20 protein-coding genes and 3 tRNA genes are annotated in these 22077 nt (G+C 59.0%); 11 read left to right on the forward strand and 12 right to left on the reverse strand.

Annotation, left to right across the window (positions count from 1 at the left end; genetic code table 11):
* Positions 1 to 35 precede the first annotated feature (35 nt).
* Together ACR0DB_RS00195 and ACR0DB_RS00200 are read right to left on the reverse strand one after the other, a co-directional pair.
* Positions 36 to 311 (reverse strand): hypothetical protein, encoded by a 276-nt coding sequence (locus ACR0DB_RS00195; protein ID WP_170782465.1) that lies wholly within the window; start codon positions 309 to 311, stop codon positions 36 to 38.
* Positions 312 to 468: 157 nt separating this feature from the next.
* Complete coding sequence (locus tag ACR0DB_RS00200; RefSeq protein ID WP_480548086.1) at positions 469 to 1533, reverse strand: PA0069 family radical SAM protein; 1065 nt, start codon at positions 1531 to 1533, stop codon at positions 469 to 471.
* Positions 1534 to 1834: 301 nt separating this feature from the next.
* Here ACR0DB_RS00200 and ACR0DB_RS00205 point away from each other — a divergent pair, with 301 nt between their 5' ends.
* Together ACR0DB_RS00205 and ACR0DB_RS00210 are read left to right on the forward strand one after the other, a co-directional pair.
* A complete protein-coding gene (locus ACR0DB_RS00205; RefSeq protein WP_170774239.1) occupies positions 1835 to 2533 on the forward strand; it encodes a corrinoid protein in 699 nt (232 codons plus the stop codon).
* 82 nt (positions 2534 to 2615) lie between these two features.
* The gene (locus tag ACR0DB_RS00210; RefSeq protein WP_480548088.1) at positions 2616 to 3275 is read left to right on the forward strand and encodes a DUF1638 domain-containing protein; all 660 of its coding nucleotides are present in this window, start codon (positions 2616 to 2618) and stop codon (positions 3273 to 3275) included.
* Between the two features lie 6 nt (positions 3276 to 3281).
* On the opposite strand, the gene ACR0DB_RS00215 is transcribed toward ACR0DB_RS00210, so the two are convergent.
* Positions 3282 to 3692: a SufE family protein gene (locus ACR0DB_RS00215; protein ID WP_170788651.1), complete on the reverse strand. Its 411-nt coding sequence runs from the start codon at positions 3690 to 3692 to the stop codon at positions 3282 to 3284.
* A gap of 138 nt (positions 3693 to 3830) precedes the next feature.
* On the opposite strand from ACR0DB_RS00215, the gene ACR0DB_RS00220 reads away from it, so the two are divergent.
* Positions 3831 to 4361 carry a hypothetical protein gene (locus tag ACR0DB_RS00220; RefSeq protein WP_170774245.1) on the forward strand — a complete coding sequence of 177 codons (531 nt, stop codon included), beginning with the start codon at positions 3831 to 3833 and terminating at the stop codon, positions 4359 to 4361.
* A gap of 5 nt (positions 4362 to 4366) precedes the next feature.
* Here the strand turns inward: ACR0DB_RS00220 and rnd are convergent, their stop codons facing one another.
* From rnd to purM, 3 genes are all read right to left on the reverse strand, one after another.
* Positions 4367 to 5524 carry a ribonuclease D gene (gene rnd, locus ACR0DB_RS00225; protein WP_480548090.1) on the reverse strand — a complete coding sequence of 386 codons (1158 nt, stop codon included), beginning with the start codon at positions 5522 to 5524 and terminating at the stop codon, positions 4367 to 4369.
* A 119-nt stretch (positions 5525 to 5643) separates the two neighbouring features.
* A complete protein-coding gene (purN, locus tag ACR0DB_RS00230) occupies positions 5644 to 6240 on the reverse strand; it encodes a phosphoribosylglycinamide formyltransferase (protein ID WP_480548092.1) in 597 nt (198 codons plus the stop codon).
* A complete protein-coding gene (purM, locus tag ACR0DB_RS00235) occupies positions 6237 to 7283 on the reverse strand; it encodes a phosphoribosylformylglycinamidine cyclo-ligase (RefSeq protein WP_170782471.1) in 1047 nt (348 codons plus the stop codon). The genes purN and purM overlap by 4 nt, the downstream gene beginning before the upstream one ends.
* 107 nt (positions 7284 to 7390) lie before the next feature.
* On the opposite strand from purM, the gene ACR0DB_RS00240 reads away from it, so the two are divergent.
* A tRNA-Ile gene (locus tag ACR0DB_RS00240) sits at positions 7391 to 7467 on the forward strand.
* Between the two features lie 455 nt (positions 7468 to 7922).
* Here ACR0DB_RS00240 and ACR0DB_RS00245 read toward each other — a convergent pair.
* Complete coding sequence (locus ACR0DB_RS00245; RefSeq protein WP_480548094.1) at positions 7923 to 9242, reverse strand: ATP-binding protein; 1320 nt, start codon at positions 9240 to 9242, stop codon at positions 7923 to 7925.
* 44 nt (positions 9243 to 9286) lie between these two features.
* Between ACR0DB_RS00245 and ACR0DB_RS00250 the strand changes: the two genes are divergently transcribed.
* From ACR0DB_RS00250 to ACR0DB_RS00260, 3 genes are all read left to right on the forward strand, one after another.
* Positions 9287 to 10201 carry an MBL fold metallo-hydrolase gene (locus ACR0DB_RS00250; protein ID WP_480548096.1) on the forward strand — a complete coding sequence of 305 codons (915 nt, stop codon included), beginning with the start codon at positions 9287 to 9289 and terminating at the stop codon, positions 10199 to 10201.
* Between the two features lie 75 nt (positions 10202 to 10276).
* Positions 10277 to 10351, forward strand: a tRNA-Asn gene (locus ACR0DB_RS00255).
* A gap of 130 nt (positions 10352 to 10481) precedes the next feature.
* Positions 10482 to 10556, forward strand: a tRNA-Asn gene (locus tag ACR0DB_RS00260).
* 19 nt (positions 10557 to 10575) lie between these two features.
* Here the strand turns inward: ACR0DB_RS00260 and ACR0DB_RS00265 are convergent.
* From ACR0DB_RS00265 to zwf, 4 genes are all read right to left on the reverse strand, one after another.
* Positions 10576 to 12195 (reverse strand): long-chain-fatty-acid--CoA ligase, encoded by a 1620-nt coding sequence (locus ACR0DB_RS00265; RefSeq protein WP_480548098.1) that lies wholly within the window; start codon positions 12193 to 12195, stop codon positions 10576 to 10578.
* A 148-nt stretch (positions 12196 to 12343) separates the two neighbouring features.
* On the reverse strand, positions 12344 to 13951 hold the full coding sequence (gene pgi, locus ACR0DB_RS00270; protein ID WP_480548100.1) for a glucose-6-phosphate isomerase: 1608 nt from the start codon (positions 13949 to 13951) through the stop codon (positions 12344 to 12346).
* 4 nt (positions 13952 to 13955) lie between these two features.
* Entirely contained in the window at positions 13956 to 14627 is a 672-nt protein-coding gene (gene pgl / locus ACR0DB_RS00275; RefSeq protein ID WP_480548102.1) for a 6-phosphogluconolactonase, read from the reverse strand.
* Positions 14624 to 16072, reverse strand: coding sequence for a glucose-6-phosphate dehydrogenase (gene zwf, locus ACR0DB_RS00280; protein ID WP_480548104.1), 1449 nt, complete (start codon positions 16070 to 16072; stop codon positions 14624 to 14626). Before zwf ends, pgl begins: the two co-directional genes overlap by 4 nt.
* A 163-nt stretch (positions 16073 to 16235) precedes the next feature.
* On the opposite strand from zwf, the gene ACR0DB_RS00285 reads away from it, so the two are divergent.
* The 3 genes from ACR0DB_RS00285 (at position 16236) to ACR0DB_RS00295 (ending at position 18801) form a co-directional block, all read left to right on the forward strand.
* Complete coding sequence (locus ACR0DB_RS00285; protein WP_480548106.1) at positions 16236 to 17189, forward strand: radical SAM protein; 954 nt, start codon at positions 16236 to 16238, stop codon at positions 17187 to 17189.
* 85 nt (positions 17190 to 17274) lie between these two features.
* Positions 17275 to 17868 (forward strand): caspase family protein, encoded by a 594-nt coding sequence (locus tag ACR0DB_RS00290; protein WP_480548108.1) that lies wholly within the window; start codon positions 17275 to 17277, stop codon positions 17866 to 17868.
* Between the two features lie 66 nt (positions 17869 to 17934).
* Complete coding sequence (locus tag ACR0DB_RS00295) at positions 17935 to 18801, forward strand: peptidoglycan-binding domain-containing protein (RefSeq protein WP_480548110.1); 867 nt, start codon at positions 17935 to 17937, stop codon at positions 18799 to 18801.
* Here the strand turns inward: ACR0DB_RS00295 and ACR0DB_RS00300 are convergent.
* Positions 18798 to 19067 (reverse strand): usg protein, encoded by a 270-nt coding sequence (locus tag ACR0DB_RS00300; protein WP_170774269.1) that lies wholly within the window; start codon positions 19065 to 19067, stop codon positions 18798 to 18800. The genes ACR0DB_RS00295 and ACR0DB_RS00300 overlap by 4 nt on opposite strands.
* 193 nt (positions 19068 to 19260) lie before the next feature.
* Here ACR0DB_RS00300 and gyrA point away from each other — a divergent pair, with 193 nt between their 5' ends.
* The gene (gene gyrA / locus ACR0DB_RS00305; protein ID WP_480548112.1) at positions 19261 to 21993 is read left to right on the forward strand and encodes a DNA gyrase subunit A; all 2733 of its coding nucleotides are present in this window, start codon (positions 19261 to 19263) and stop codon (positions 21991 to 21993) included.
* Positions 21994 to 22077: the final 84 nt, after the last annotated feature.

Raw genomic sequence — 22077 nt, forward strand, 5'->3', positions numbered from 1 at the left:
CACCCGCTCAGTGGGCGAAATCGGGACGTTTCCGCCTATTTCGGCATGACCTTTCTCAGCGCTTTGATCGCGTCGTCCATTTTCTTTTTCGCATCACCGACCTTTTTGTGTAGCGTGCCGATTTTGGCCGCAACTTTGGACAGCTCTATCGTCGCCGGGCCCATCGCCGAGACATTGCCGCCCTTGATGATGTCATTGTATTTCGACAGGTCTTTGTTGGCCTTATCCAATTCTTGTTGTGATTTATGATAGACCGCCGTTGCGGCCTGCATCTTCTTCGCGGCTGCTTCGATTTCCTTGGGGGTACCCATCTTTTCCTCCTCAATAGTAACCTCAGCTTCGGGAGATATAGGGGCAGCCACGAGATATCCAGATGTGTTTCATCGCATGGCCAAAACTTAATACTCCCGTAAAAACAGACGCCTAAAAGCCAATGTTTAGCCGCAGAAAAACCACGACCTTTTGGGTTCAAAACAGAGCGAGCTGATCCCCCGGTTGCGCTGGTCTGGCAAACAGATCGCTTCGCAGAGGCGGCATGCGCGTCGCAAGCCCAAGCCGTTTGACAGCCAAAGCAAACCGCTTTGCTATCAGCGCGGCATACTCGCCCTCACCGCGCATCCGATGGCCCCAGCGCGGGTCGTAGTCTCGACCGCCATGCATTTCACGCAGTTTGGACATGACCTTTTCCGCGCGTGCGGGTTCGTGGTCGTGCAACCACTCTTGCCACAAGGTGGACACCTCCCGCGGAAGACGCAGCATGATCCAGCTTGCCGCATCCGCACCTGCGTCCCGGCCAGCCTCCAGCAGCGCCTCCAATTCATGGTCGGTCAGGCCCGGAACCAGGGGTGAGGTCATGACCCGCACTGGCACCCCTGCCCCAGTCAACCGGCGAATGGCCACCAGACGGCGGTTCGGTGACGGCGCGCGTGGCTCCATCCGGCGGGACAGATCGGCGTCCAGAGTGGTCAGCGAAATTCCAACCCGCACCAATCCGTCCTGCGCCATCTCTGCCAGGATATCCAGATCGCGTTCGATCAGGGCGCCTTTGGTAACGATCCCAATAGGATGCCGGAAGTCCCGCAATACGGACAGACATTCCCGCGTGATCCTCAAATCCCGCTCAATCGGTTGATACGGGTCCGTATTTGTCCCCAGCGCAATGGTTGCCACCTTGTAACGCGGCGATGAAAGCTCTTTACGCAAGACAGCAGCCGCATTAGGCCGCGCGATCAGGCGGGTTTCAAAATCCAACCCCGGAGACAGCCCGAGATAGGCATGAGACGGGCGGGCAAAGCAGTAGACGCAGCCGTGCTCACACCCCCGATACGGGTTGATCGAGCGATCAAACGGCAGATCGGGCGACAGGTTATAGGTGATCAGACTGCGCGCGACTTCTGTTCGCACTTCGGTGCGCAGAGGCGGCAGATCTTCCTCAAGCTCCCACCCATCCGTGCAGGTCTCGGTCTCGAATTGTTCGAACCGGCCTGCTGCGTTGGTTGCGACACCGCGGGCTCGGACATGCGGTCGCGACATATTTTGTTTCCCTTTTGTTCTCATTCTCAAATTAGGCTCGAACCGCCGGAATCGCAAGGCCTGGTTACCATCCCGCAAGAGTTTTCAAACCTTTGCACCGCCCACGATTTGACTGAAACCTGAAACCAATTCAGGATGATCTTGCGGGAAATGACGTCGAGTTGATTGAGATTTTGCCGTATAGGTCGGTCTCGGAACCGCCAAGGTCGCAATCGTCACAGTCTGGATGCGACGTTTTGGCCAAAACGGAAAAAATGCCACCAACGGGCGCTATGCCCGCACAGCCCTAGGGAAACGCCCCATGTCCGATGAAGAAGACATCGTCCTGTCCGAACTGAACGACGACGAACTTGTCGAACAGATGTTCGACGACCTGTACGACGGTCTGAAAGAAGAGATTGAAGAAGGTGTGAACATCCTGCTGGAGCGCGGATGGACCCCTTACGACATCCTGACCAAGGCGCTGGTTGGCGGTATGACCATCGTGGGCCACGACTTCCGCGACGGCATCCTGTTTGTTCCCGAAGTTCTGCTGGCCGCAAATGCGATGAAGGGCGGCATGGCCATCCTGAAGCCGCTGCTGGCCGAAACCGGCGCACCCCGCGTCGGCAAAATGGTGATCGGAACCGTGAAGGGCGACATCCACGACATCGGCAAGAACCTGGTGTCCATGATGATGGAAGGCGCCGGCTTCGAGGTGGTCGATATCGGCATCAACAACCCGGTCGAGAACTATCTGGAAGCACTGGAAACCGAAAAGCCCGATATTCTGGGCATGTCGGCCCTGCTGACCACGACCATGCCCTACATGAAGGTTGTGATCGACACGATGGTCGAGCAAGGCCTGCGCGAAGAATACATCGTTCTGGTCGGCGGCGCGCCCCTGAACGAAGAGTTCGGCAAAGCGATCGGCGCCGACGGCTATTGCCGTGACGCAGCCGTCGCCGTGGAAATGGCAAAGGACTTCGTCTCGCGCAAGCATAACCAGCTGGCGGGTTGATCGGACCTACACTCCGAATTCAAGGCCGTCCGGCAACCGGGCGGCTTTTTTTATTCAACACCCAAGGCCCATGGGGGGTGACATGACACAGGAACGGGTTCCCGATGACAGCAGCCTGACCACGGAAGGCTATCAAAGCCACCCGGAACAGGGGCGCATCCTGTTGCTGGCTTGCGGCGCACTGGCCCGCGAGATTCTGGACCTCAAGAAGCGCAACGGCTGGGATCACATGGCCCTGACCTGCCTGCCCGCCATCCTGCACGTCCACCCCGAACGGATCACACAGGCCGTGCAAGAAGCGGTGGCCAAGCACCGCGATCAATATGACGCGGTCTATGTGGTCTATGCCGATTGCGGCACCGGTGGTCTGCTGCAGAAAGCCTGCGCCGAGTTAGGCGTCGAAATGATCAAAGGCCCGCATTGCTATTCTTTTTTCGAAGGCAATGATATCTTTGATGCACGGGGCGAGGATGAAACGACCGCCTTTTACCTGACCGATTTCCTGGCCCGGCAATTCGATGCCTTTGTCTGGAAACCGCTGGGTCTGGATCGCCACCCCGAGCTGCGGGATATGTATTTCGGCAATTACACCAAGCTGGTCTATCAGGCCCAGACCGACGACCCAGCCCTGACCGCGCGCGCCAAGGACTGCGCCGACCGCATGGGGCTGACGTTCGAGCGGCGCTTTACCGGCTATGGAGATCTGGAGACGACATTGGCGGATTGGGCCAAGCGCGGCTGAGGCCTGTCAGGCGTTTTCCTGCGCCACCTCGCGGATGCGCTCGATCATAGCACGCAAACCGTTGGAACGTTGTGCTGACAGGTGATCGTTCAAGCCCAGTCGCGCCAGCTCTCCGCCTGCGTCTACTTTGGGCACATCAGCGACGGGCAGACCGTTGTACAAAGACCGCAACACCGCAATCAGGCCCCGCACGATCAGTGCATCGCTATCCCCATCGAAGTGAAAAACGCCACCTTCGATCACTGGGTGCAGCCAGACTTGGCTGGCGCAGCCATGCACCTTTGTGGCAGGCACTTTCAGGGCATCTTCCAGCGGCTCCATTGCCTTGCCCTGCTCAATCACATGGCGGTACCGGTCTTCCCAGTCCTCCAGAAACTCGAAATCCTCGACGATTTCTTCAAAGGCAGGCGTTGCCATAGTGCGACGGTCCTTTCATTGCATTCACATTCGTGACCTATGCCGCCGACCCCGGCCTGTCCAGACCCGGTTTGGGTTTTCAAAGCAAGGAATTTGCGTTAGGCCAGTGCGGGAAATACCGCTCAGAGCTTTGGATCCATGCAAAAAACACTGTCTGTTCTTCTGGTCGCTACACTTACCTTGTCGGCTTGCAGCGGGTGGCGCGACTCGCGCGCGAATCCAAGCAACTGGTTTGGGTCCAGCACATCGACGCCTGCACCGACCGAAACAGCGGCCTACGACCCAAATGCGCTGGTGCCCCAACAGCGCGAGCGCGTAAGGCTGTTTGGACGCCCGGAACCCGAGGACAACAGTGTACCCATCGCGCGCATTGACCAGTTGCGCATTGATCCCACACCCGGCGGCGCGATCATCTTCGTATCCGGCACGGCCGCGCGGCAAGGCGCGTTTGGAGCCCAGCTTGTCCCTGTTGAGAGCGAAGAAAACGCGAAGAACGGCGTTTTGGAGTACACGTTCCGCGTCAGCTACCCAAGCTATGCGACCAATCAGGGGACAGATCGTTCGCGCAAAGTGACGGACGCCACCAACGTGACACAGGATGATCTGGCTAATATCCGGCTGGTGCGGGTCATAGGTCAGCAAAACGCGCTGGAATCGCGGCGTCGATAAGCCTCTTACAAAGCCACGACTTTGACAGTCTGGCCTTGTGCAGCCAGGGCAATCTCACCCTCGCACAGCTTCAGGGCATCTTCGCCGAACACTTCGAAACGCCAACCCGACATCGCTGGCAAATCCCGCTCGCCCGAGGCTATCTGATCCAGTTCTGAGCTGGTTGCGATCAGCTTGGCCGCCACGCCCGAGCTTTCAGTCTTGGATTTTAGCAACACGCGCAGCAGATCGGCGAGGGCTGGATTAACCTTTAGTTTGTCGCGGCTGTTATCCACGCGCGGCATCTGTTCGGGGGGGCAGTTCACACCCTTTTTGACAGCCGCCAGAATACCTTCGGCAATCGCGCCCTTGCGCGCTTCGCGCAGCAGCAGGCGCGATCCGCCCAGATCAGAAGGCGACTTGGGCTTGGTCGAGGCCAGCTCGATCAGCGCGTCATCCTTGAACACCCGGCTGCGCGGGACATTGTTTTGCTGCGCATAGGCCTCGCGGAAATGCGCCAGTTCCCGGACGACTGCCAGAAACTTGGCCGAGTTCGTGCGGGTCTTGACCCGCTTCCACGCGTCTTCCGGTCGAATGTCATAGGTATCCGAATGGGTTAGATTGCGCAGTTCCTCGGCCACCCAATGGCTGCGCTGGGTCTTTTTAAGCTCTTTGGCGAGATATTCGTAGATTTGCCGCAGGTGAGTCACATCAGCCAAAGCATAGGTCTTTTGCGCATCAGACAGCGGACGACGCGACCAGTCGGTAAAGCGCGAGGTTTTGTCCAGCCCCTGCTTACAGATCTTGCGCACCAAGGTTTCATACCCGACCTGCTCACCGAACCCGCAGACCATCGCGGCAACCTGTGTGTCAAACAACGGCGTCGGAAAGACACTTGCTTCGACCCAGAAAATCTCAAGATCCTGACGGGCGGCGTGAAAGACCTTGACCACATCCTCGTTTCTGAACAGGTCATATAGTGGTTCCAACGACAGACCATCGGCCAGAGGGTCGACCAGCACCGCGCTGTCTTCACCCGAGGATGGGACGGCAAGTTGAACCAGACAGAGTTTCGAATAGTACGTGCGCTCGCGCAGGAATTCGGTGTCTATTGTCACATAGTCATGGCTTGCGGCGGCCTCGCAGAAATCGGCCAGCTCTTGCGTCGTTGTCAGGGTCTTCATGCGCGGTCGTGTTCTTGCTCTTGTTCTTCTTGGTGACTGCCCGTCGCTTTCATACCGATCCGAGCGCTTGTGCAGACCATAGGCCGAATAACACGGGCGTGTAAATCACCCTGCATAGATCACGGCAGCAACACGGGTGTCCGATCACCGCTCGCATAACGTCGAAGCACAGCGGGATAGAGCTTGTGTTCGCAAACCAGCACACGCGCGGCCAAAGCTTCGGGCGTATCGTTAGCGTCAATCTGCACACGGGCCTGACCCAGGATCGGGCCGTCATCCAGTGCCGCCGTCACCTCATGCACCGAGCATCCGTGTTCGGCATCGCCTGCCTCGATCGCGCGGGCATGAGTGTTTAGACCCTTGTATTTCGGCAACAGTGAAGGGTGGATGTTCAGCATCCGGCCCTGAAACCGCGATACGAAATCACCGGTCAGAACACGCATGAATCCCGCCAAACAGATAATATCGGGTTGTACGGCTTCGAGCGGTTTCAGCAGATCCGCCTCGAACGCAGCGCGGTCACCTTTGAACGGGCGATGATCTATTGCCGCAGTTGGAATGCCCCGCTCGGCGGCCTTTTTCAAACCGCCCGCTTCCGGATCGTTGGCCAGAACCAGGCAGGGTCGCGCGGGATGATCTCCGGCCATGGAATCAACCAGCGACACCATGTTGGACCCCCCGCCCGAGATCAGGATGGCGACGCGCTTGTGACTCACAGCAGTTTGCCAGAGTAAGCCACGCCGGGCGCGTCAGTGACAGTGCCAATACGCGAGACAGTTTCGCCGGCTTCGACCAGCAGAGCAGCCAGATCATCGGCGCGGTCTTCGGCACAGACGACGATCATGCCAATGCCACAGTTAAAGGTTTTGAGCATCTCGGCTTCGGCAATCCCGCCGGTCTCGGCCATCCAACGGAAGACGGGCGGCAAATCCCAAGCGTTCAAGTCGATCTGCGCGCCTAACCCCTCGGGCAGGACACGCGGCAGGTTTTCGGTCAGGCCTCCACCGGTAATATGGGCCAGCGCGTGAACGCCCCCTGCCCGGATCGCTTGCAGCGCCTGTTTGACATAAAGACGCGTGGGCGTCAGCAGTGCCTCGCCCAGCGTACCGTCGCTAAACGGCGACTCGGCGTCCCATCCCAGCCCAGAAATCTCGACCAGTTTGCGCACCAAAGAGTAGCCGTTGGAATGCACCCCGTTCGAGGCCAGCCCCAGCAGCACATCCCCCTGCTGCACACCTGCGGGCAGATGCGCGCCACGCTCCATCGCGCCGACCGAGAATCCGGCCAGATCGAAATCGCCATCAGGGTACATGCCGGGCATTTCTGCCGTCTCACCACCGATCAGGGCGCAGCCAGACTGCACGCAACCTTCAGCAATGCCTTCGATGATCCGAGCGGCCGTGTCGGTGTCCAGCTTGCCAGTGGCGAAATAGTCGAGGAAAAACAGCGGTTCAGCGCCCTGACAAATCAGGTCGTTGACGCACATGGCCACCAGATCAATGCCCACACCGTCAACCACGCCGGTATCAATGGCGATGCGCAGCTTGGTGCCCACGCCATCGGTCGCGCCGACTAGAATCGGGTCGGTGTAGCCCGCATCCTTGAGATCGAACAGAGCACCAAATCCGCCCAACCCGCTCATCACACCGGAACGGTTGGTCCGCTTGGCCGCAGGCTTGATCCGGTCAACTAGAGCGTTGCCTGCATCAATATCAACACCCGCGTCCGCATAGGTGATTCCGTTCTTGCCCGCTGTCATGGCCAACCCCTCATGAATGGTTCCCGCGCGGGTTAGTCGATTGTGGAAGATGTTGCAACGGTCAGGCTTGACGCGGGCGTTCACCGTGATACTCAAAGCGCTCAGGCGGGCCTGTAGCTCAATTGGTTAGAGCAGAGCGCTCATAACGCTTTGGTTGCGGGTTCAAGTCCTGCCGGGCCTACCAAAATCTGCCATAACTGGATACGAAGCCGAGCGGTCATGCATACTTCCTGACCACAAACACCAGGCCTTGCCTCTGGGTTTCAATAGTTCAGAGCGCGATAGTGTAAAAACTCACAGACTTCGTAAAACGAGTCGCAGGGTTCAAACCAGCCCATGGCCACAGCGCCAACCACAGCGCCAATACCAACAACAAAAAACCAATTCACAACAACCACCTCGCTTTGAAAAGCGATACCCGACACCCACAACCTCAAATATTAACTGAACTTTAATACACTCAGAGTCCCACCGTCTCTAACGGAATTCCCCATAGCGCGTTCATTTTGCGTTAATATATACACAATTTGACAGGTTTTGGCTACTTTGTTCTTGGAATCGAATAAGATGGCTTGAATTCTCAGTCTCTAGTTGGGGCCAAATGACCCGATTCCGTCGCGCCAAACGCTATTGGAACTTCTAGCGCGCGATGATGATATCCGCGCTCAGCCCGCCAAGCCTTTCACTCTTTCCCAGCCGCAATACACCACCATGCGCGCGGGCGATATCAGCGACGATCGCCAGCCCTAGACCCACGCCGCTGCCCTTGTTCTGGTTGCGTGCCGGATCAAGCCGCGAAAACGGCTTCACCGCTTCGGTCCGATCTTCAGGCGCGATGCCGGGACCATCATCCTCGACTCGGATTCGCAGAGTTTTGGCGGTCAACGAGAGGCTCAATTCGGCCTTGTTGCCATAGCGCACAGCATTGCCAATCAGGTTTTCGACTGCCCGCCGGATCGCGGTCGGACGCAGCATGGCCTGCCCTTCCCCATCGGTTGCAACCAAACGCGCGTCGTAACCCGCGCGCTGTGCGTCATCAACAATCACTTGCAGCAAATGGCGCGGATCAACCTGTTCCGGAGCACCCTCGGCTGCTCCGCGCGAGAATTCGAGGAACGCATCCAGCAGCAACTGCATCTCGTCTACATCCTTTTGCAGAGGTGCGGCTTCATCTTCGGGCAGCATCGACAATCCCAGCTTGAGCCGGGTCAGAGGTGTACGCAGATCGTGGCTTACACCGGACAACATCAGGGTGCGCTGTTCGATTTGCCGCTCGATCCGGGCGCGCATGTCCAAAAACGCGCTCCCCGCGGCGCGTACCTCAATCGCGCCACCTGGCGAATACGGTACCACCCGCCCGCGCCCAAATGCTTGGGCCGCATCCGCCAGGCGGGTGATGGGCCGAAGTTGGTTGCGCATGTATAGAAACGAGATCGTCGTCATGACGACTGCGAAAAATACCATCGTCACGATCAACTGATGTGGTGCGGCCGGGGACAGGCGGCGGCGATCTAGCACCAGTTCGAACGGGCCCAGATCGGTTTGAAGATACAGGCGCGCCTCGTCACCGCTGGGCAAAGCCACTGCCGTCAGTTGTGGCAGCTTGGCGTGTAATTCCGCTGCAACTTGCGGCGCGATAAAATCATACCAGCGCCGCATTCCGACCGCAGGACGTTCATCAATACCCAGAAACCGCGCTTTCATATCCAGGGCAACAAGGTCCTGCCGTATGGCGGCAAGCGCCTGAAACTGCGTCTCAGCCCCCTCCATCGTTTCCAGAATCAGCGTGACTTCGCGCGCCGAGGAGGTGGTCATCTGTGCCGTCACATCCTCAAGGTGTTTTTGCAGAAAGGCGATACCGACCACCAGCAACAAAACTACAACCGGCAACACCAGGATGATGGCCGCCCGCGCGTACAGGCTGCGCGGCATATAGGATTTGAGCCAGGCACTCGACATGCGCTAAACCTAACGGGCTGATCGGACAAGAGAAAGAGCACAGAATGCAGGCCCCCGACGATTTCAATCCACCCGCCGGTCAGGCTTTCGAATTGCAGTCCGGCCTCAGGCGCATTCTGGCCCCGAATCCGTCGCCTATGACCTATCGAGGCACGAACACCTATCTGCTGGGCACGCGGGACTGTGCCGTTATCGACCCAGGCCCCCTCAGCGATGTGCATCTCGAGGCGATTCTGTCCGCCCTGACCCCCAGCCAGCGCATCAGCCATATCATCGTCACGCATACGCATCTGGATCACTCTCCGCTTGCCGCCCCTCTGGCCCTGCGGACCGGCGCGCCGGTTCTGGCCTTTGGCGGCCCCGAGGCCGGGCGCAGCGCTGTGATGCAAGAGCTCGCCCAAAAAGGGCTGACCGGCGGCGGAGAGGGCATCGACACGGCCTTCCGCCCTGATATCGAACTAACCGATGGGCAGGTCATCACGGGCGATGACTGGCAGCTAGAGGTCATTCACACACCAGGCCACCTTGGCAATCATATTGCGCTGGGTTGGGGGCAGACCTGTTTCACCGCAGATCATGTCATGGGGTGGGCGAGTTCCCTGGTTTCGCCACCGGATGGCGACCTGACGGATTTCATGCAAGCCTGTCACCGTCTGCGCGCCGGCGACTGGTCGGTGTTTCACGCCGGGCACGGCGCGCCGATCACCGACCCTGCCGCCCGGTTGGACTGGCTGATCCAACACCGCACAGCGCGTGAGGCCCAGATTCTGTCCGCATTAGAGGATCGACCCGGCACAGCCCGCCAGCTGGCAGAGAGGATCTACACCGAAACCCCCGCCGCACTGCTTCCGGCCGCGACGCGCAACGTATTTGCTCATCTGGTCGATTTAACCGTCAGATCAATGGCTTCGCCCAAAGGTGTGCTGTCCGTCGAGGCCGAGTTCACCCGATTACCATAAGGCGTAAACTTTTTCGTCATTTGATGCCGATCCCCTCTGGACGGCAAATTTCGGTGTTGTTATACGGCCCTCAGTTCCGGCGTAGCTCAGCGGTAGAGCAGTTGACTGTTAATCAATTGGTCGTAGGTTCGATCCCTACCGCCGGAGCCAAATCCTCCTTCAAAACACACAGATTTGGCGCGAAACATTTGCCTTCACGCGGGCCAAATTTTTTCGTCGAAAAAACTTCACCATCCCCTCTGGACGACAGAGATTGTGATTGCTATACGGCGCGAACCGTTCCGGCGTAGCTCAGCGGTAGAGCAGTTGACTGTTAATCAATTGGTCGTAGGTTCGATCCCTACCGCCGGAGCCATTCTTCCCAAGCGCAGACCTCAACCCTTCAGTGCGTCTTCGAAATCCACGCGCAGGTTGCGTTTCAGAACCTTGCCCGTTGCGTTCAGTGGCAAAGCATCAACAAAGACAACCTTATCCGGCACTTGCCATTTGGCGATCTTGCCGTCGAAAAAGGCCAGCAGTTCTTCCTCGCTCGGCTCTGCGCCGTCGGCTTTCACCGCCACCAATAGGGGGCGTTCGTCCCATTTCGGATGCGGCACGCCGATGACGGCCGCTGTTGCCAGCTTGGGATGGGCAACGGCGATGTTTTCCAGCTCGACCGAGCTGATCCATTCACCGCCCGATTTGATGATGTCTTTGGACCGGTCCCGGATCGTCATATAGCCATCCGCATCCAGCGTCGCCACATCGCCCGTGGCAAACCAGCCATCCTGCAACAGATCCTGATCCTGCATCTGGAAATAGCTGTCCAACACCCACGGCCCGCGCACCATCAGATCGCCCTGCGTTACGCCATCGCGCGGCAATTCATTGCCGTCATCGTCCACGATCTTCAACTCGACCCCATAGCAAGGGCGCCCCTGGCTTTCGCGCAGTTTGTGCTGCGCTTCGATCGGCAGTTTCGCATGTTTCGACAGCGGATGGTTGGCAGTACCAAGTGGGCTCATTTCGCTCATGCCCCAGGCGTGGATGGTGTCCACGCCGTAGACCTCGCGGAAGGTCTCGATCATCGACGGTGGGCACGCGGCCCCGCCAATGACCGTGCGTTCCAGAGTTTCCAGTTTGCTGCCCGATTCCTGCGCGTAAGCCAGCAGCCCCTGCCAGATCGTTGGCACACCCATGGCGAGCGTCACACCATATGTGTCGATCAGCTTGACCAGAGCTTCGCCGTGCAAGTCTGGCCCCGGCAAAACCATTCGCGACCCGGACATCGCGCAGGCATAGGGCGAACCCCAGGCGTTCACATGAAACATCGGCACCACCGGCAACACGACATCCATAGCCGAAAACCCGATAACATCGCGCGTGTTCGAGCCAAAGCTATGCAGCACTGTCGAACGATGAGAATACAGAACACCCTTAGGGTTCCCGGTCGTGCCCGAGGTATAACACAGGCTGGACGCGGTATTTTCATCAAAGCTGGGCCAATCAAACCCGGCATCCCCGGTCTCGATAAACTCATCATAGAACTGAACACCCGGCACCTGCGCGATCGCATCCTCTTTGCGCTGGCCCATCAGCACGAAATGCTGCACTTCGGTCAGATGCGAATGCAGCGCGGCGACCAGAGGGATAAACGTTGCATCAAAGAACAGCACCCGGTCCTGCGCGTGGTTGATGATATAGGTCAGCTGCTCAGGGAACAGACGGGGATTGATCGTGTGGCACACGAACCCGGCGCCTGAGGTGCCATAGTAGATCTCAAGATGGCGCCGGTTGTTCCAGGCCAGCGTCCCGATCCGTGCTTGGGGTTCAAGCCCCAATGCCGTCAGCGCAGAGGCCAGTTTCCGTGCATTGGTCGAAACTTCGGACCAGTTGGTTTCCGTCACCGTTCCGTCCGTTTCGACGGAAACAATCTCGGTCTGACCATGGTAGCAATCAGCGTGCTTGATCAGCGACGAGATCAGCAACGGCTGCGTCATCATTTGTCCCAGCATGGACATCCTCCCTTGGTGGTGGCCGCTTCTGTTCGGCGGCCCCTTGTTCTGGCCCGACGTTAGCGTCGGGACGGTCAGGACAAATCCTGCCAATCATTTAATTGTCTGACAATAAAAGAATGCAGCCTGCCGCTACGGCAAGCCGATTTTACTCACCCCGCTGACGCAACGCATAGGCCACCAACGCGGCGGTCGACCCGTCTTTGCCTGCGGTGTCCTCTTCGCCATCCACGATCGGACCCAGTGAGGTCGCAAGCTCTTTCCCCAGCTCGACCCCCCATTGATCGAACGAGTTGATGCCCAGCAATATGCCCTCAACAAAGACGCGATGTTCATAGAGCGCAATGATCTGGCCCAGAACAAACGGCGTAAGCTGCGGATAGATCAGTGTTGTCGACGGGCGATTGCCCGGAAAGACGCGGTGCCGGGCCTGACGGTCCAGTTCAGCCCCTTCCAGACCTTTGGCGGCCATTCGGTCGCGGGCCTCGTCCAGAGACCGACCGCGCATCAGCGCCTCGGACTGAGCCAGACAATTTGCCAATAGCAGACGGTGATGATGGGCCAGCTCGGGCTCGTGCCCTTCGGCGGCGACCATGAATTCGCACGGTATCACATCTGTGCCCTGATGGATCAACTGGTAAAAGGCGTGCTGGCCATTGGTACCGGGCTCGCCCCAGACCACGGGGCCGGACGCAACCTCTAACGCTGTGCCGTCCATCGCGACGGATTTACCGTTCGATTCCATCTCAAGCTGTTGGAAATATGCAGGCAGGCGCAGCAATCGCTGGTCATAGGGCAGAACCGCGCGGCTGGCATGGCCCAAAACCTGCCGATGCCAGATACCGACCAGGGCCAGCATCACCGGCAAGTTCTCGGCCCATTCCGCAGCGCGGAAATGCACGTCCATGGACTGGCCACCGCGCAGGAACGCGTCAAACGCGTTCGACCCCACAGCGATCATCACTGGCAGACCCACGGGACCCCAGACCGAATACCGCCCACCGACCCAATCGGCGAACCCGAACACGCGCTCAGCTGGGATGCCAAAAGCCTGTGTATTGTCCAAAGCGCTTGAGACGGCTGCGAATTGACGCGCCGGATCGCCGCCACCTTCGGACATCCACGCCCGTGCAGTGCGGGCGTTGGTCATCGTCTCGATCGTGGTGAAGGTTTTCGACGCGACGATCACCAACGTTCGCGTCGGATCCAACTGGCGCAGAGTATCCGCGATATGCGCCCCGTCCACATTGGACACATAGTGCAGCCGGGGACCGTCATGATAGGGCGACAGGGCGTGCGTCGCCATCACGGGCCCCAGATCGGACCCGCCAATGCCGATATTCACCACATCGGTAAAACTGCCCCCAACCCCGTCGTAAGTGCCGCCGCGCACCTCTTCGGCGAAGATCCGCATCTGGTGCAGCGTGTCCAGAACATCGGGCATCACGTCCAGCCCGTCGACCTCGACCGGGCCGCCATCAAGGTTGCGCAGCGCCGTGTGCAACACCGCGCGCCCTTCGGTTTCGTTGATCTTGGCGCCTGAGAACATCGCCTCGCGCCGATCCGCCAGACCGGCGTCGTCGCAGAGCTTGATCAGCGCCGCGCGGATATCGCCGTCAATCTGGGTCTTGGAATAGTCAAACAGCATATCCCCGGTCGAGGCCGAGAACTCCTGCGCCCGGTTCGGGTTCTGTTCGAACAGATCCAGAATGGTTTTTGTGCTGGTCGCAAGGGTCTTGAGGTCGTCTAGTTTCATCGCATCACTCCGCCCAATGGACTGTCATGCCGCTGAGAACGGCGGCAATCGGGGCCTCTTCCGGTGGCAACGCCATGGCTTTGTTCAACGCCTCGCGCTTAGCGGTGCCGAAAATGACAAGATGCTTGGACAAGGCACCGTCCAGTACGGGGGCCGTCAGCGAGATACGCGCCTCGGGCTGCGTTTCGGTACGAGCGATGGTCAGGGGCGGCGCGTGGCTGTCCAAGGCAGTCGCCAACCCCGCCATCCCCGGAAACAAAGACGCCGTGTGCATATCCTCACCCATGCCCAGCACCAATACGGACAGGGGCAGAACTGGCGTGATCAGGCTTTCGATCTCGGGCAGCACTGCCTCTGGGTCTTTTCCTTCCACGAACAGCGGCACGTATTGCGCGACCGAGGCGCGGTTGGTCAGCAAACGTTCGCGGATAAGTCGTTCGTTTGAACGGTCGCTGTCACCGGGCACACAGCGTTCATCGGTGGGCAGGACACGCACGCGGTCCCAATCCAGATCGGCCGCGCATAACCCGTCAAAGACCGGCCCGGGCGTGGTGCCGCCGGGAACCGCAAGTGAGACCATATCGTGGTGCAGCAAGGCGGCCTCAAGATCTCCGGCCAACGCATTGGCAACGTCGATGGCCAGCATGTCCCTGTCGGGGTATTCCTGTATATTCATGGGTTTATTCCTTGCCAGCGGCGACCGTCCCGTTTCATCAGCAGCTCGGCGTCGCCCGGTCCTGTGCTGCCACTATCATAAGGTTTCGGCACATCACCACGTGCCTGCCATCCGGCGATGATGGGATCGGTCCAGGCCCATGCGGCCTCGACTTCATCCCCACGCATGAACAAGGTCTGGTTACCCCGGATCACGTCCATAACCAGCCGCTCATAGGCATCGGGCGGGTCCTGATTTTCCGGCCCCAGCGCCTCGGCAAAGCTCATATCTAGTGGCACATCGACCAGACGCATGCCGCCCGGGCCCGGCTCCTTGATTGTCACTTTCAGCGTGATGCCCTCATTCGGCTGCAACCGGATCGACAGCACATTCGCATGACGCCCCGCATCAGCACCGAATATCGAGTGCGGCGCGTCCTTGAACATCACGTTGATCACCGAGGAGCGCGCCACCAGCCGCTTCCCCGTGCGCAGATAGAAAGGTGTGCCCGCCCACCGCCAATTGCTAACATGCGCCTTCAACGCCACATAGCTTTCCGTGGTCGAGCGTTCGTTGCCCACGACCTGGCGATAGCCCGAGCCCTCACCCTCGAACTGGCCGCGCACAATGTGATGCGGCTCGACCGGGTCCAGAGCGCGGATGACCTTCAGCTTTTCGTCCCGCACCGCGTCTGGGTCGAACTTCGCTGGAGGCTCCATCGCGATCAGGCACAAAAGCTGCATCAGGTGGTTCTGCATCATGTCACGCATGGCGCCTGCGCGGTCATAATACTCTTCCCGCCCATCAATCCCAACGGATTCGGCCACCGTGATCTGGATGTGATCGACGTATTGGCTGTTCCAGAGCGGTTCGAACAGCATATTCCCGAAACGGACGGCCATAAGGTTCTGGACCGTCTCCTTGCCCAGATAATGGTCAATCCGGTAAATCTGGTTCTCGGTGAAATGCGCGGCCAGAGTAGCGTTCAAAGCCTGCGCGCTGTCCAGGTCATGGCCAAAAGGTTTTTCGACCACGATCCGCGTCAGGGGTGTGATCAGCCCGTGCGCCTCAATCCGTTCGGCCAGCGGACCAAACAGGCGCGGCCCAACCGAAAAGTAAAAGGCCCGCACCCGACCGGGCTTTAGCCGGCGGGCCAAATGCCCCCACCCTTCATCCGAGACCCCATCCAGCGCCACATAGTCCAGCCGCCGCAAAAACGACTCGAGCGCCGAGACGTCCTGACATTGCTTCGCCGCGTGAGTCTTGAGCGATTCGCGCACCACATCGCGGAACCCGTTGCTGTCATATCCCGTGCGCGCAGCACCTATGATTTGGGCCCCGTCCACCCATTGCCCGGCGCAAAATCTGCGGAACAGCGCCGGCAGGATCTTGCGCTGGGCCAGATCACCGGTTCCGCCAAAAATGACCAGATCAAAGGGATCAACAGGGATGATGCGAGAAACCATGTGTTTTCCTTACCTTGACCGCTGGCGCATGTCCAATGTTAGCGCAATCATCTATTCAGAAACCCTCATCTTCAAAACTCTGTCAGGACGTCAATGTCGCACTTAACGAACCCGCCCCAACCGTCTAAGTCAGTGCAATGACTTCAAAGAACCGGATACCGGAATGAAAGACAACGTCACAAGCGCTGCCAATATCGGCAAGTTTCAGGACAAATTGGTGACAGCCAATGGACAAACCCGCGCGTCGGTGGCGTTGAAGAACCCCGAAACGCTGTGGTTCAACACCGGCACGCTGTGCAATATCGAGTGCCAGAACTGCTATATCCTCAGCAGTCCCTCCAATGATGCGCTGGTCTATATCACCGCCGATGAGGTGCGCGATTATCTGGACCAGATCGAAGAACGCAACTGGCCGGTGCGCGAGATCGGGTTTACGGGCGGTGAACCCTTCATGAACCCCGAGATGATCGAAATGACCCGTGCCGCGCTTGAGCGTGGGTTTGAGGTTCTGATCCTGACCAACGCGATGGCACCGATGATGCGCCGCAAGATGCGCGAAGGGCTGCTGGAGCTGCAACGCACCTATGGCGACAAGCTGACCCTACGCATTTCGGTCGATCACTACCGCCCCGACCTGCATGATGAAGAACGCGGCAAGGGCAGTTTCGAAAAGACCGTGACCGGCATGGAATGGCTGCGCGACAATGGGTTTCGCATGGCGGTTGCCGGTCGGACGGTTTGGGGCGACAGCGATACTGACAGCCGCGCCGGATATGCTGCATTTTTTGACCAGCACGGCTTTGACATCGACGCACAGAACCCGGCACAGACAGTGCTGTTCCCGGAAATGGACGAATCCGTCGAAGTGCCCGAGATCACGACGGCCTGCTGGGGCATTCTGGACAAGTCACCTGACGCAGTGATGTGTTCGAACGCTCGGATGGTGGTCAAGCGCAAAGGCGCAGAAAAACCCGCCGTTCTGGCCTGCACCCTGCTGGCCTACGAGCCCGAGTTCGAAATGGGCTCGACCCTGGCTGAGGCCGAGGCGGACGTGCATCTCAACCACCCACATTGCGCCAAGTTCTGCGTATTGGGTGGCGCCAGTTGCTCGGGCTGAGACGCCGCTAAGTAAACAAAGTCACTGAGGTGAGCCCCCGTCATCCGCTATAAAGTCAGTGGATGTTGGAAAACCGGGGCTTGAAATGAAGTGGCTGATTTCCTTTTGGTTCATAGTTTGGGCTGTTCCGCTTTGGGCGCAGGACCGGTTGGCGCTGGTCATCGGCAACAATCAATACGAGTCGGTCCCTGTCCTGCAGAAAGCCGTTGCCGATGCCGAAGCGGTGTCGCGGCAGCTTCGGGCATTGGGGTTCGAGACGTTCGAGGGGTTGAACCTGGACCGGCGCGGCATGAACCAACGAATCTCGGAATTCACCGCGCAGCTTGAGGCAGGGGATACAGCTTTTGTTTTCTTCGCCGGGCATGGAGTTGAAATTGACGGCGAGAACTATCTTCTACCCACGGATATCGAAACCCCCTTTGCTGGTGAGACCGATTTCGTCAAATCCGAATCCATCGCCCTGTCGAATCTGCTGAATCGCGTGCGTAGCACCGGGGCGCGGACATCAATCGCCATTATCGACGCCTGCCGAGATAACCCGTTTGAAACCACTGCCGGACGTAGCATCGGCGGCACCCGCGGTTTGGGTCGCATCGACGCGCCGCAAGGCATGTTCGTGATATTCTCGGCCGGGGCGGGCCAGATGGCGCTGGACCGGCTGCATGATAACGAGGCCTAACCAAACTCGGTCTTCACCCGCGCCTTGCTGCCTCGCCTGGCGCAACCGGGGCTAGAGCTGCGCAGTATGGTCGCCGATCTCAGGCGCGAAGTCCGAGATCTGTCTCGCACCGTGCAGCACAATCAAGTCCCAGCTTACTATGATGAGCTGTTGGGCGAGTTCTATTTCACCCCGGCCGCTGTCGCCGCCCCTTCCGTCGATACGGTCACGCCGCCGATTGAAAAGATGCGCGCCGATCTGGAATTAGCCCGGTCCGTCGGTACGGTTTCGGCTCTGGACACGTTTCTTGAGACATACGCGGACCAGTCCACTGACTATACCTATGAAATCGCGTTGCAATTGCGTGCCGGGTTGCAGGACCCCGAGACCCCTGCACCCGCTGTCATTCAGGATTCAAAGCAGGTGATGCAGGCGACTCAAGCGGCCTTGAACGCGCTGGGATGCAATGCGGGCGGGGCCGATGGAGTCGCAGGTCCCCGTACCAAACGCGCCTTTGCGGATTACCGACGCGCCAGCAAATCCAATCTGGGTGCGGACGATCTGGGCACGCGGCACGCGCTGGACGAACTGGAAGGCAAAAGCGGCACTATCTGCGTCGCAGCACCTGCACCTACAGCCCCCCGCACCACAGCATCTTCGGCCGTGTCCCTAAGCGGAAGTTGGAGCTTCAAAGCAACCTGCGCGCTGGTCGTCAAAGTGACCGGTTCAGTTAGGTACACCAGTGCGGGTAGCAACAAATTCACGGGCAGCCTGACGGATTCGTTGGGGCAAAAAGCCAACACGGTCGTCTACCTTAACGAGCAAGAGCTTAACGGAACGGATTATTTCCCCGGCATCACCGTGACATGGCGCGGCCGCCTGTCCGAGGATGGCAACAGCTTTACCGGATCGGGATCGACCGGCTGCTCGGTCTATGCTTGGCGAGTCGGCTAGTTTACCCGAAACTCACCCACCATGTTGCGCCATTCACCGGGCGCGATCATCTTGCGGTGCGTGTAGCGCACCGAATGCAGTGGACCTTCAATCTCACGCTGCCAGAATTCGATGAAATCGAACAGTTTCGGATGGTCCGGGGCAAGATCGTAATCCTGCCAGATGAACGTGTTTAGGACGTGGATATAGTCGGGCATGTGATAGAAGAATTCCGCCGTCGTCAGCCCGTACCCTTTCAGCATCAATTCGGTTTCGCTTTGCGTCATATAGACCTCCAATTTCTTGCAAGGTCTCTTCAGGGTAACACGCAAACCCCCTAACAGGCTGATAACAATATGTTACCCAGCTGTTACCGTGGCTTTTTTGCCGGAAATGATCAGCTTGCTTGCACCTTATGTGCCGGGTCTGATAGAGTGCATCCACAAGATATAGACCCAAGCTAAAGATCGGGCAGTTTACGTGAGCGATACGCCAGAAACCCCAGAAAACATGGATGAAACCCCGCCCGAGCGTCCCGTCTATGACGGTCCGACGGTGTCAATCGAATCCGAGATGCGCACGTCCTATCTGGACTATGCGATGTCGGTCATTGTCAGCCGCGCGATCCCCGATCTGCGCGATGGGCTGAAACCGGTGCATCGGCGGATTCTGTACGCCATGCACGAAACCGGCAACACCCACGACAAGGCCTATCGCAAATCGGCGCGTCCGGTCGGCGATGTGATGGGTAAATACCACCCGCACGGTGACAGTGCGATCTATGACGCGCTGGTGCGGATGGCGCAGGATTTCTCGATGTCGCTGCCACTGCTGGATGGTCAGGGCAACTTTGGCTCGATGGACGGCGATAACCCGGCCGCCATGCGGTACACCGAGGTGCGGATGGACAAGCCCGCTGCCGCGTTGTTGGCCGATATCGAAAAAGAGACGGTTGATTTTCAGGACAACTACGACGGCAAAGACAAAGAGCCGACCGTCCTGCCCGCCCGTTTCCCGAACATGCTGGTGAATGGGGCTGGCGGTATCGCTGTGGGTATGGCGACGAATATCCCTCCGCACAATCTGGGCGAAGTAGTCGACGCCACACTTGCGCTGATTGATGATCCGGACCTGACCTCCGAACAACTGATCGAATACGTCCCCGGCCCTGATTTCCCGACCGGCGGCGTCATGCTGGGCCGGTCCGGTGCGCGCAAAGCGTATCTTGAGGGGCGCGGCAGCGTCATCATCCGCGCCAAGACCCGCGTGGAAGAGTTGCGCAAGGATCGCTACGCCATCGTCGTGGATGAGATCCCGTATCAGGTAAACAAGGCCGCGATGATCGAAAAAATCGCCGAGGCCGTGCGCGAAAAGCGCATCGAAGGCGTCGCTCATGTGCAGGACGAATCCGACCGCAACGGCGTGCGTGTTGTCGTTGAACTGAAGCGCGACGCAACGCCCGAGGTAGTGCTCAACCAGCTGTACCGCTTCTCACCGATGCAGACGTCCTTTGGTTGTAACATGCTGGCCCTGAACGGGGGTCGGCCCGAGCAACTGACCCTGCGCCGGTTCCTGACGTCGTTCATCGACTTCCGCGAAGACGTCGTCGCCCGCCGCACCGCATACGATCTGCGCAAAGCGCGCGAACGTAGCCATATCCTGTGTGGTCTGGCCGTGGCCGTCTCGAACGTGGACGAAGTGGTTGCCACCATCCGTTCGTCGGCAGACGCAGCTGAGGCGCGCGAGAAACTGATGACCCGCCGCTGGCCTGCGGCCGAGATCGAAGGCTATCTGCGCCTGATCGACGATCCTCTGTCCAAGATGAACGACGATGGCACCTATAACCTGACCGAGGTTCAGGCCCGCGCCATTCTGGAACTGCGCCTGCAACGCCTGACCCAACTGGGCGTCAAAGAGGTCACGGACGAGCTGGAGCAACTGGCCGCCAAGATCAAAGAATATCTGGATATTCTGTCATCGCGCGAGCGTATCATGTCTATCATCGGCGATGAGCTACGAGAAGTGCGCGATCAGTTCGCCGTTCCCCGTCGCACCGAGATCGTCGACTGGTCCGGCGACATGGAAGACGAAGACCTGATCGAACGCGAAGACATGGTCGTGACCGTCACCTCGGGCGGCTATATCAAGCGTACCCCGCTGGCCGATTTCCGGGCGCAAAAACGTGGCGGTAAGGGACTTTCGGGGATGCAGACCAAGGAAGAGGACGTGGTCACCACCCTCTTCGTGGCCAACACCCATACGCAGCTTTTGTTCTTCACCACGGACGGCATGGTCTACAAGCTCAAGACCTGGCGCCTGCCGCAATCGGGCCGCACCGGCAAGGGCAAGGCGATCGTCAACATCCTGCCGATCCCGACCGGGGTCTCCATTGCGGCGATCATGCCGGTGGATGTTCCAGACGAGGAATGGGAGAACCTTCAGATCATGTTCGCCACCAGCGCGGGCACCGTGCGGCGCAATCGCCTGTCGGATTTCACCAACGTCAAACGCAACGGCAAGATCGCCATGAAGTTCGAGGACGAGCACGCCGAGACCAAGCTGATCAACGCCCGTATCTGTTCCGAGGATGACGACGTTATGCTGGTTACCAAATCCGGTCGCGCGATCCGCTTCCCGTCCACGGATGTGCGGGTGTTCAATAGCCGCTCGTCGGTTGGTGTGCGTGGTGTGCGCCTGAACGGCGACGATGAGGTCGTGTCGATGTCGATCATCCGCCACTTCGACGCCAGCTCGGACGAGCGTGCAGCCTACCTCAAGATGCGCCGCCTGATGGCCGGTGTCACCGATGAAGCCGATAGCGATGAGGATGAGGGCAACGCCGACAGCGTGCTGCCGCAGGAACGTTACGCCGAAATGTCGGCGGCTGAAAACCTGATCCTGACGATCACCAAGGGCGGTGCAGGCAAGCTAAGCTCAAGCCACGATTACCCCGTGCGCGGGCGTGGTGGCATGGGTGTCGCAGCGATGGACAAGGCCATGCGCGGCGGCGATCTTGTGGCCTCGTTCCCGGTTGAGATCGACGATCAGATCATGCTGGCCACCTCCAAGGGGCAGTCGATCCGGGTGCCGGTTGACGGGATTTCCTTCCGGTCGCGCAGCGCAGGCGGCGTGCGGGTGTTCAACACCGGCAAGGGCGAAGAAGTCGTCAGCGTCGCTTGGATCGCCGATCAGGGCGATGAAGAGGCCGAATAGTCCAAAACCATCTGGTGACCTCGCCGCGCGACCCATGTTGAGCGGCGAGGTCATACTTTGACACACACATAGCGGGATGGCTTG

It is taken from the genome of Ruegeria sp. AB6, from assembly GCF_056542685.1.

Coding starts and splice junctions, on each gene's coding strand:
- ACR0DB_RS00195 (WP_170782465.1), bottom strand. CDS start 311: ATGGGTACCCCCAAGGAAATCGAAGCAGCCGCGAAGAAGATGCAGGCC.
- ACR0DB_RS00200 (WP_480548086.1), bottom strand. CDS start 1,533: ATGTCGCGACCGCATGTCCGAGCCCGCGGTGTCGCAACCAACGCAGCA.
- ACR0DB_RS00205 (WP_170774239.1), top strand. CDS start 1,835: ATGTCCGATGAAGAAGACATCGTCCTGTCCGAACTGAACGACGACGAA.
- ACR0DB_RS00210 (WP_480548088.1), top strand. CDS start 2,616: ATGACACAGGAACGGGTTCCCGATGACAGCAGCCTGACCACGGAAGGC.
- ACR0DB_RS00215 (WP_170788651.1), bottom strand. CDS start 3,692: ATGGCAACGCCTGCCTTTGAAGAAATCGTCGAGGATTTCGAGTTTCTG.
- ACR0DB_RS00220 (WP_170774245.1), top strand. CDS start 3,831: ATGCAAAAAACACTGTCTGTTCTTCTGGTCGCTACACTTACCTTGTCG.
- rnd (WP_480548090.1), bottom strand. CDS start 5,524: ATGAAGACCCTGACAACGACGCAAGAGCTGGCCGATTTCTGCGAGGCC.
- purM (WP_170782471.1), bottom strand. CDS start 7,283: ATGACAGCGGGCAAGAACGGAATCACCTATGCGGACGCGGGTGTTGAT.
- ACR0DB_RS00245 (WP_480548094.1), bottom strand. CDS start 9,242: ATGTCGAGTGCCTGGCTCAAATCCTATATGCCGCGCAGCCTGTACGCG.
- ACR0DB_RS00250 (WP_480548096.1), top strand. CDS start 9,287: ATGCAGGCCCCCGACGATTTCAATCCACCCGCCGGTCAGGCTTTCGAA.
- ACR0DB_RS00265 (WP_480548098.1), bottom strand. CDS start 12,195: ATGCTGGGACAAATGATGACGCAGCCGTTGCTGATCTCGTCGCTGATC.
- pgi (WP_480548100.1), bottom strand. CDS start 13,951: ATGAAACTAGACGACCTCAAGACCCTTGCGACCAGCACAAAAACCATT.
- pgl (WP_480548102.1), bottom strand. CDS start 14,627: ATGAATATACAGGAATACCCCGACAGGGACATGCTGGCCATCGACGTT.
- zwf (WP_480548104.1), bottom strand. CDS start 16,072: ATGGTTTCTCGCATCATCCCTGTTGATCCCTTTGATCTGGTCATTTTT.
- ACR0DB_RS00285 (WP_480548106.1), top strand. CDS start 16,236: ATGAAAGACAACGTCACAAGCGCTGCCAATATCGGCAAGTTTCAGGAC.
- ACR0DB_RS00290 (WP_480548108.1), top strand. CDS start 17,275: ATGAAGTGGCTGATTTCCTTTTGGTTCATAGTTTGGGCTGTTCCGCTT.
- ACR0DB_RS00295 (WP_480548110.1), top strand. CDS start 17,935: ATGGTCGCCGATCTCAGGCGCGAAGTCCGAGATCTGTCTCGCACCGTG.
- ACR0DB_RS00300 (WP_170774269.1), bottom strand. CDS start 19,067: ATGACGCAAAGCGAAACCGAATTGATGCTGAAAGGGTACGGGCTGACG.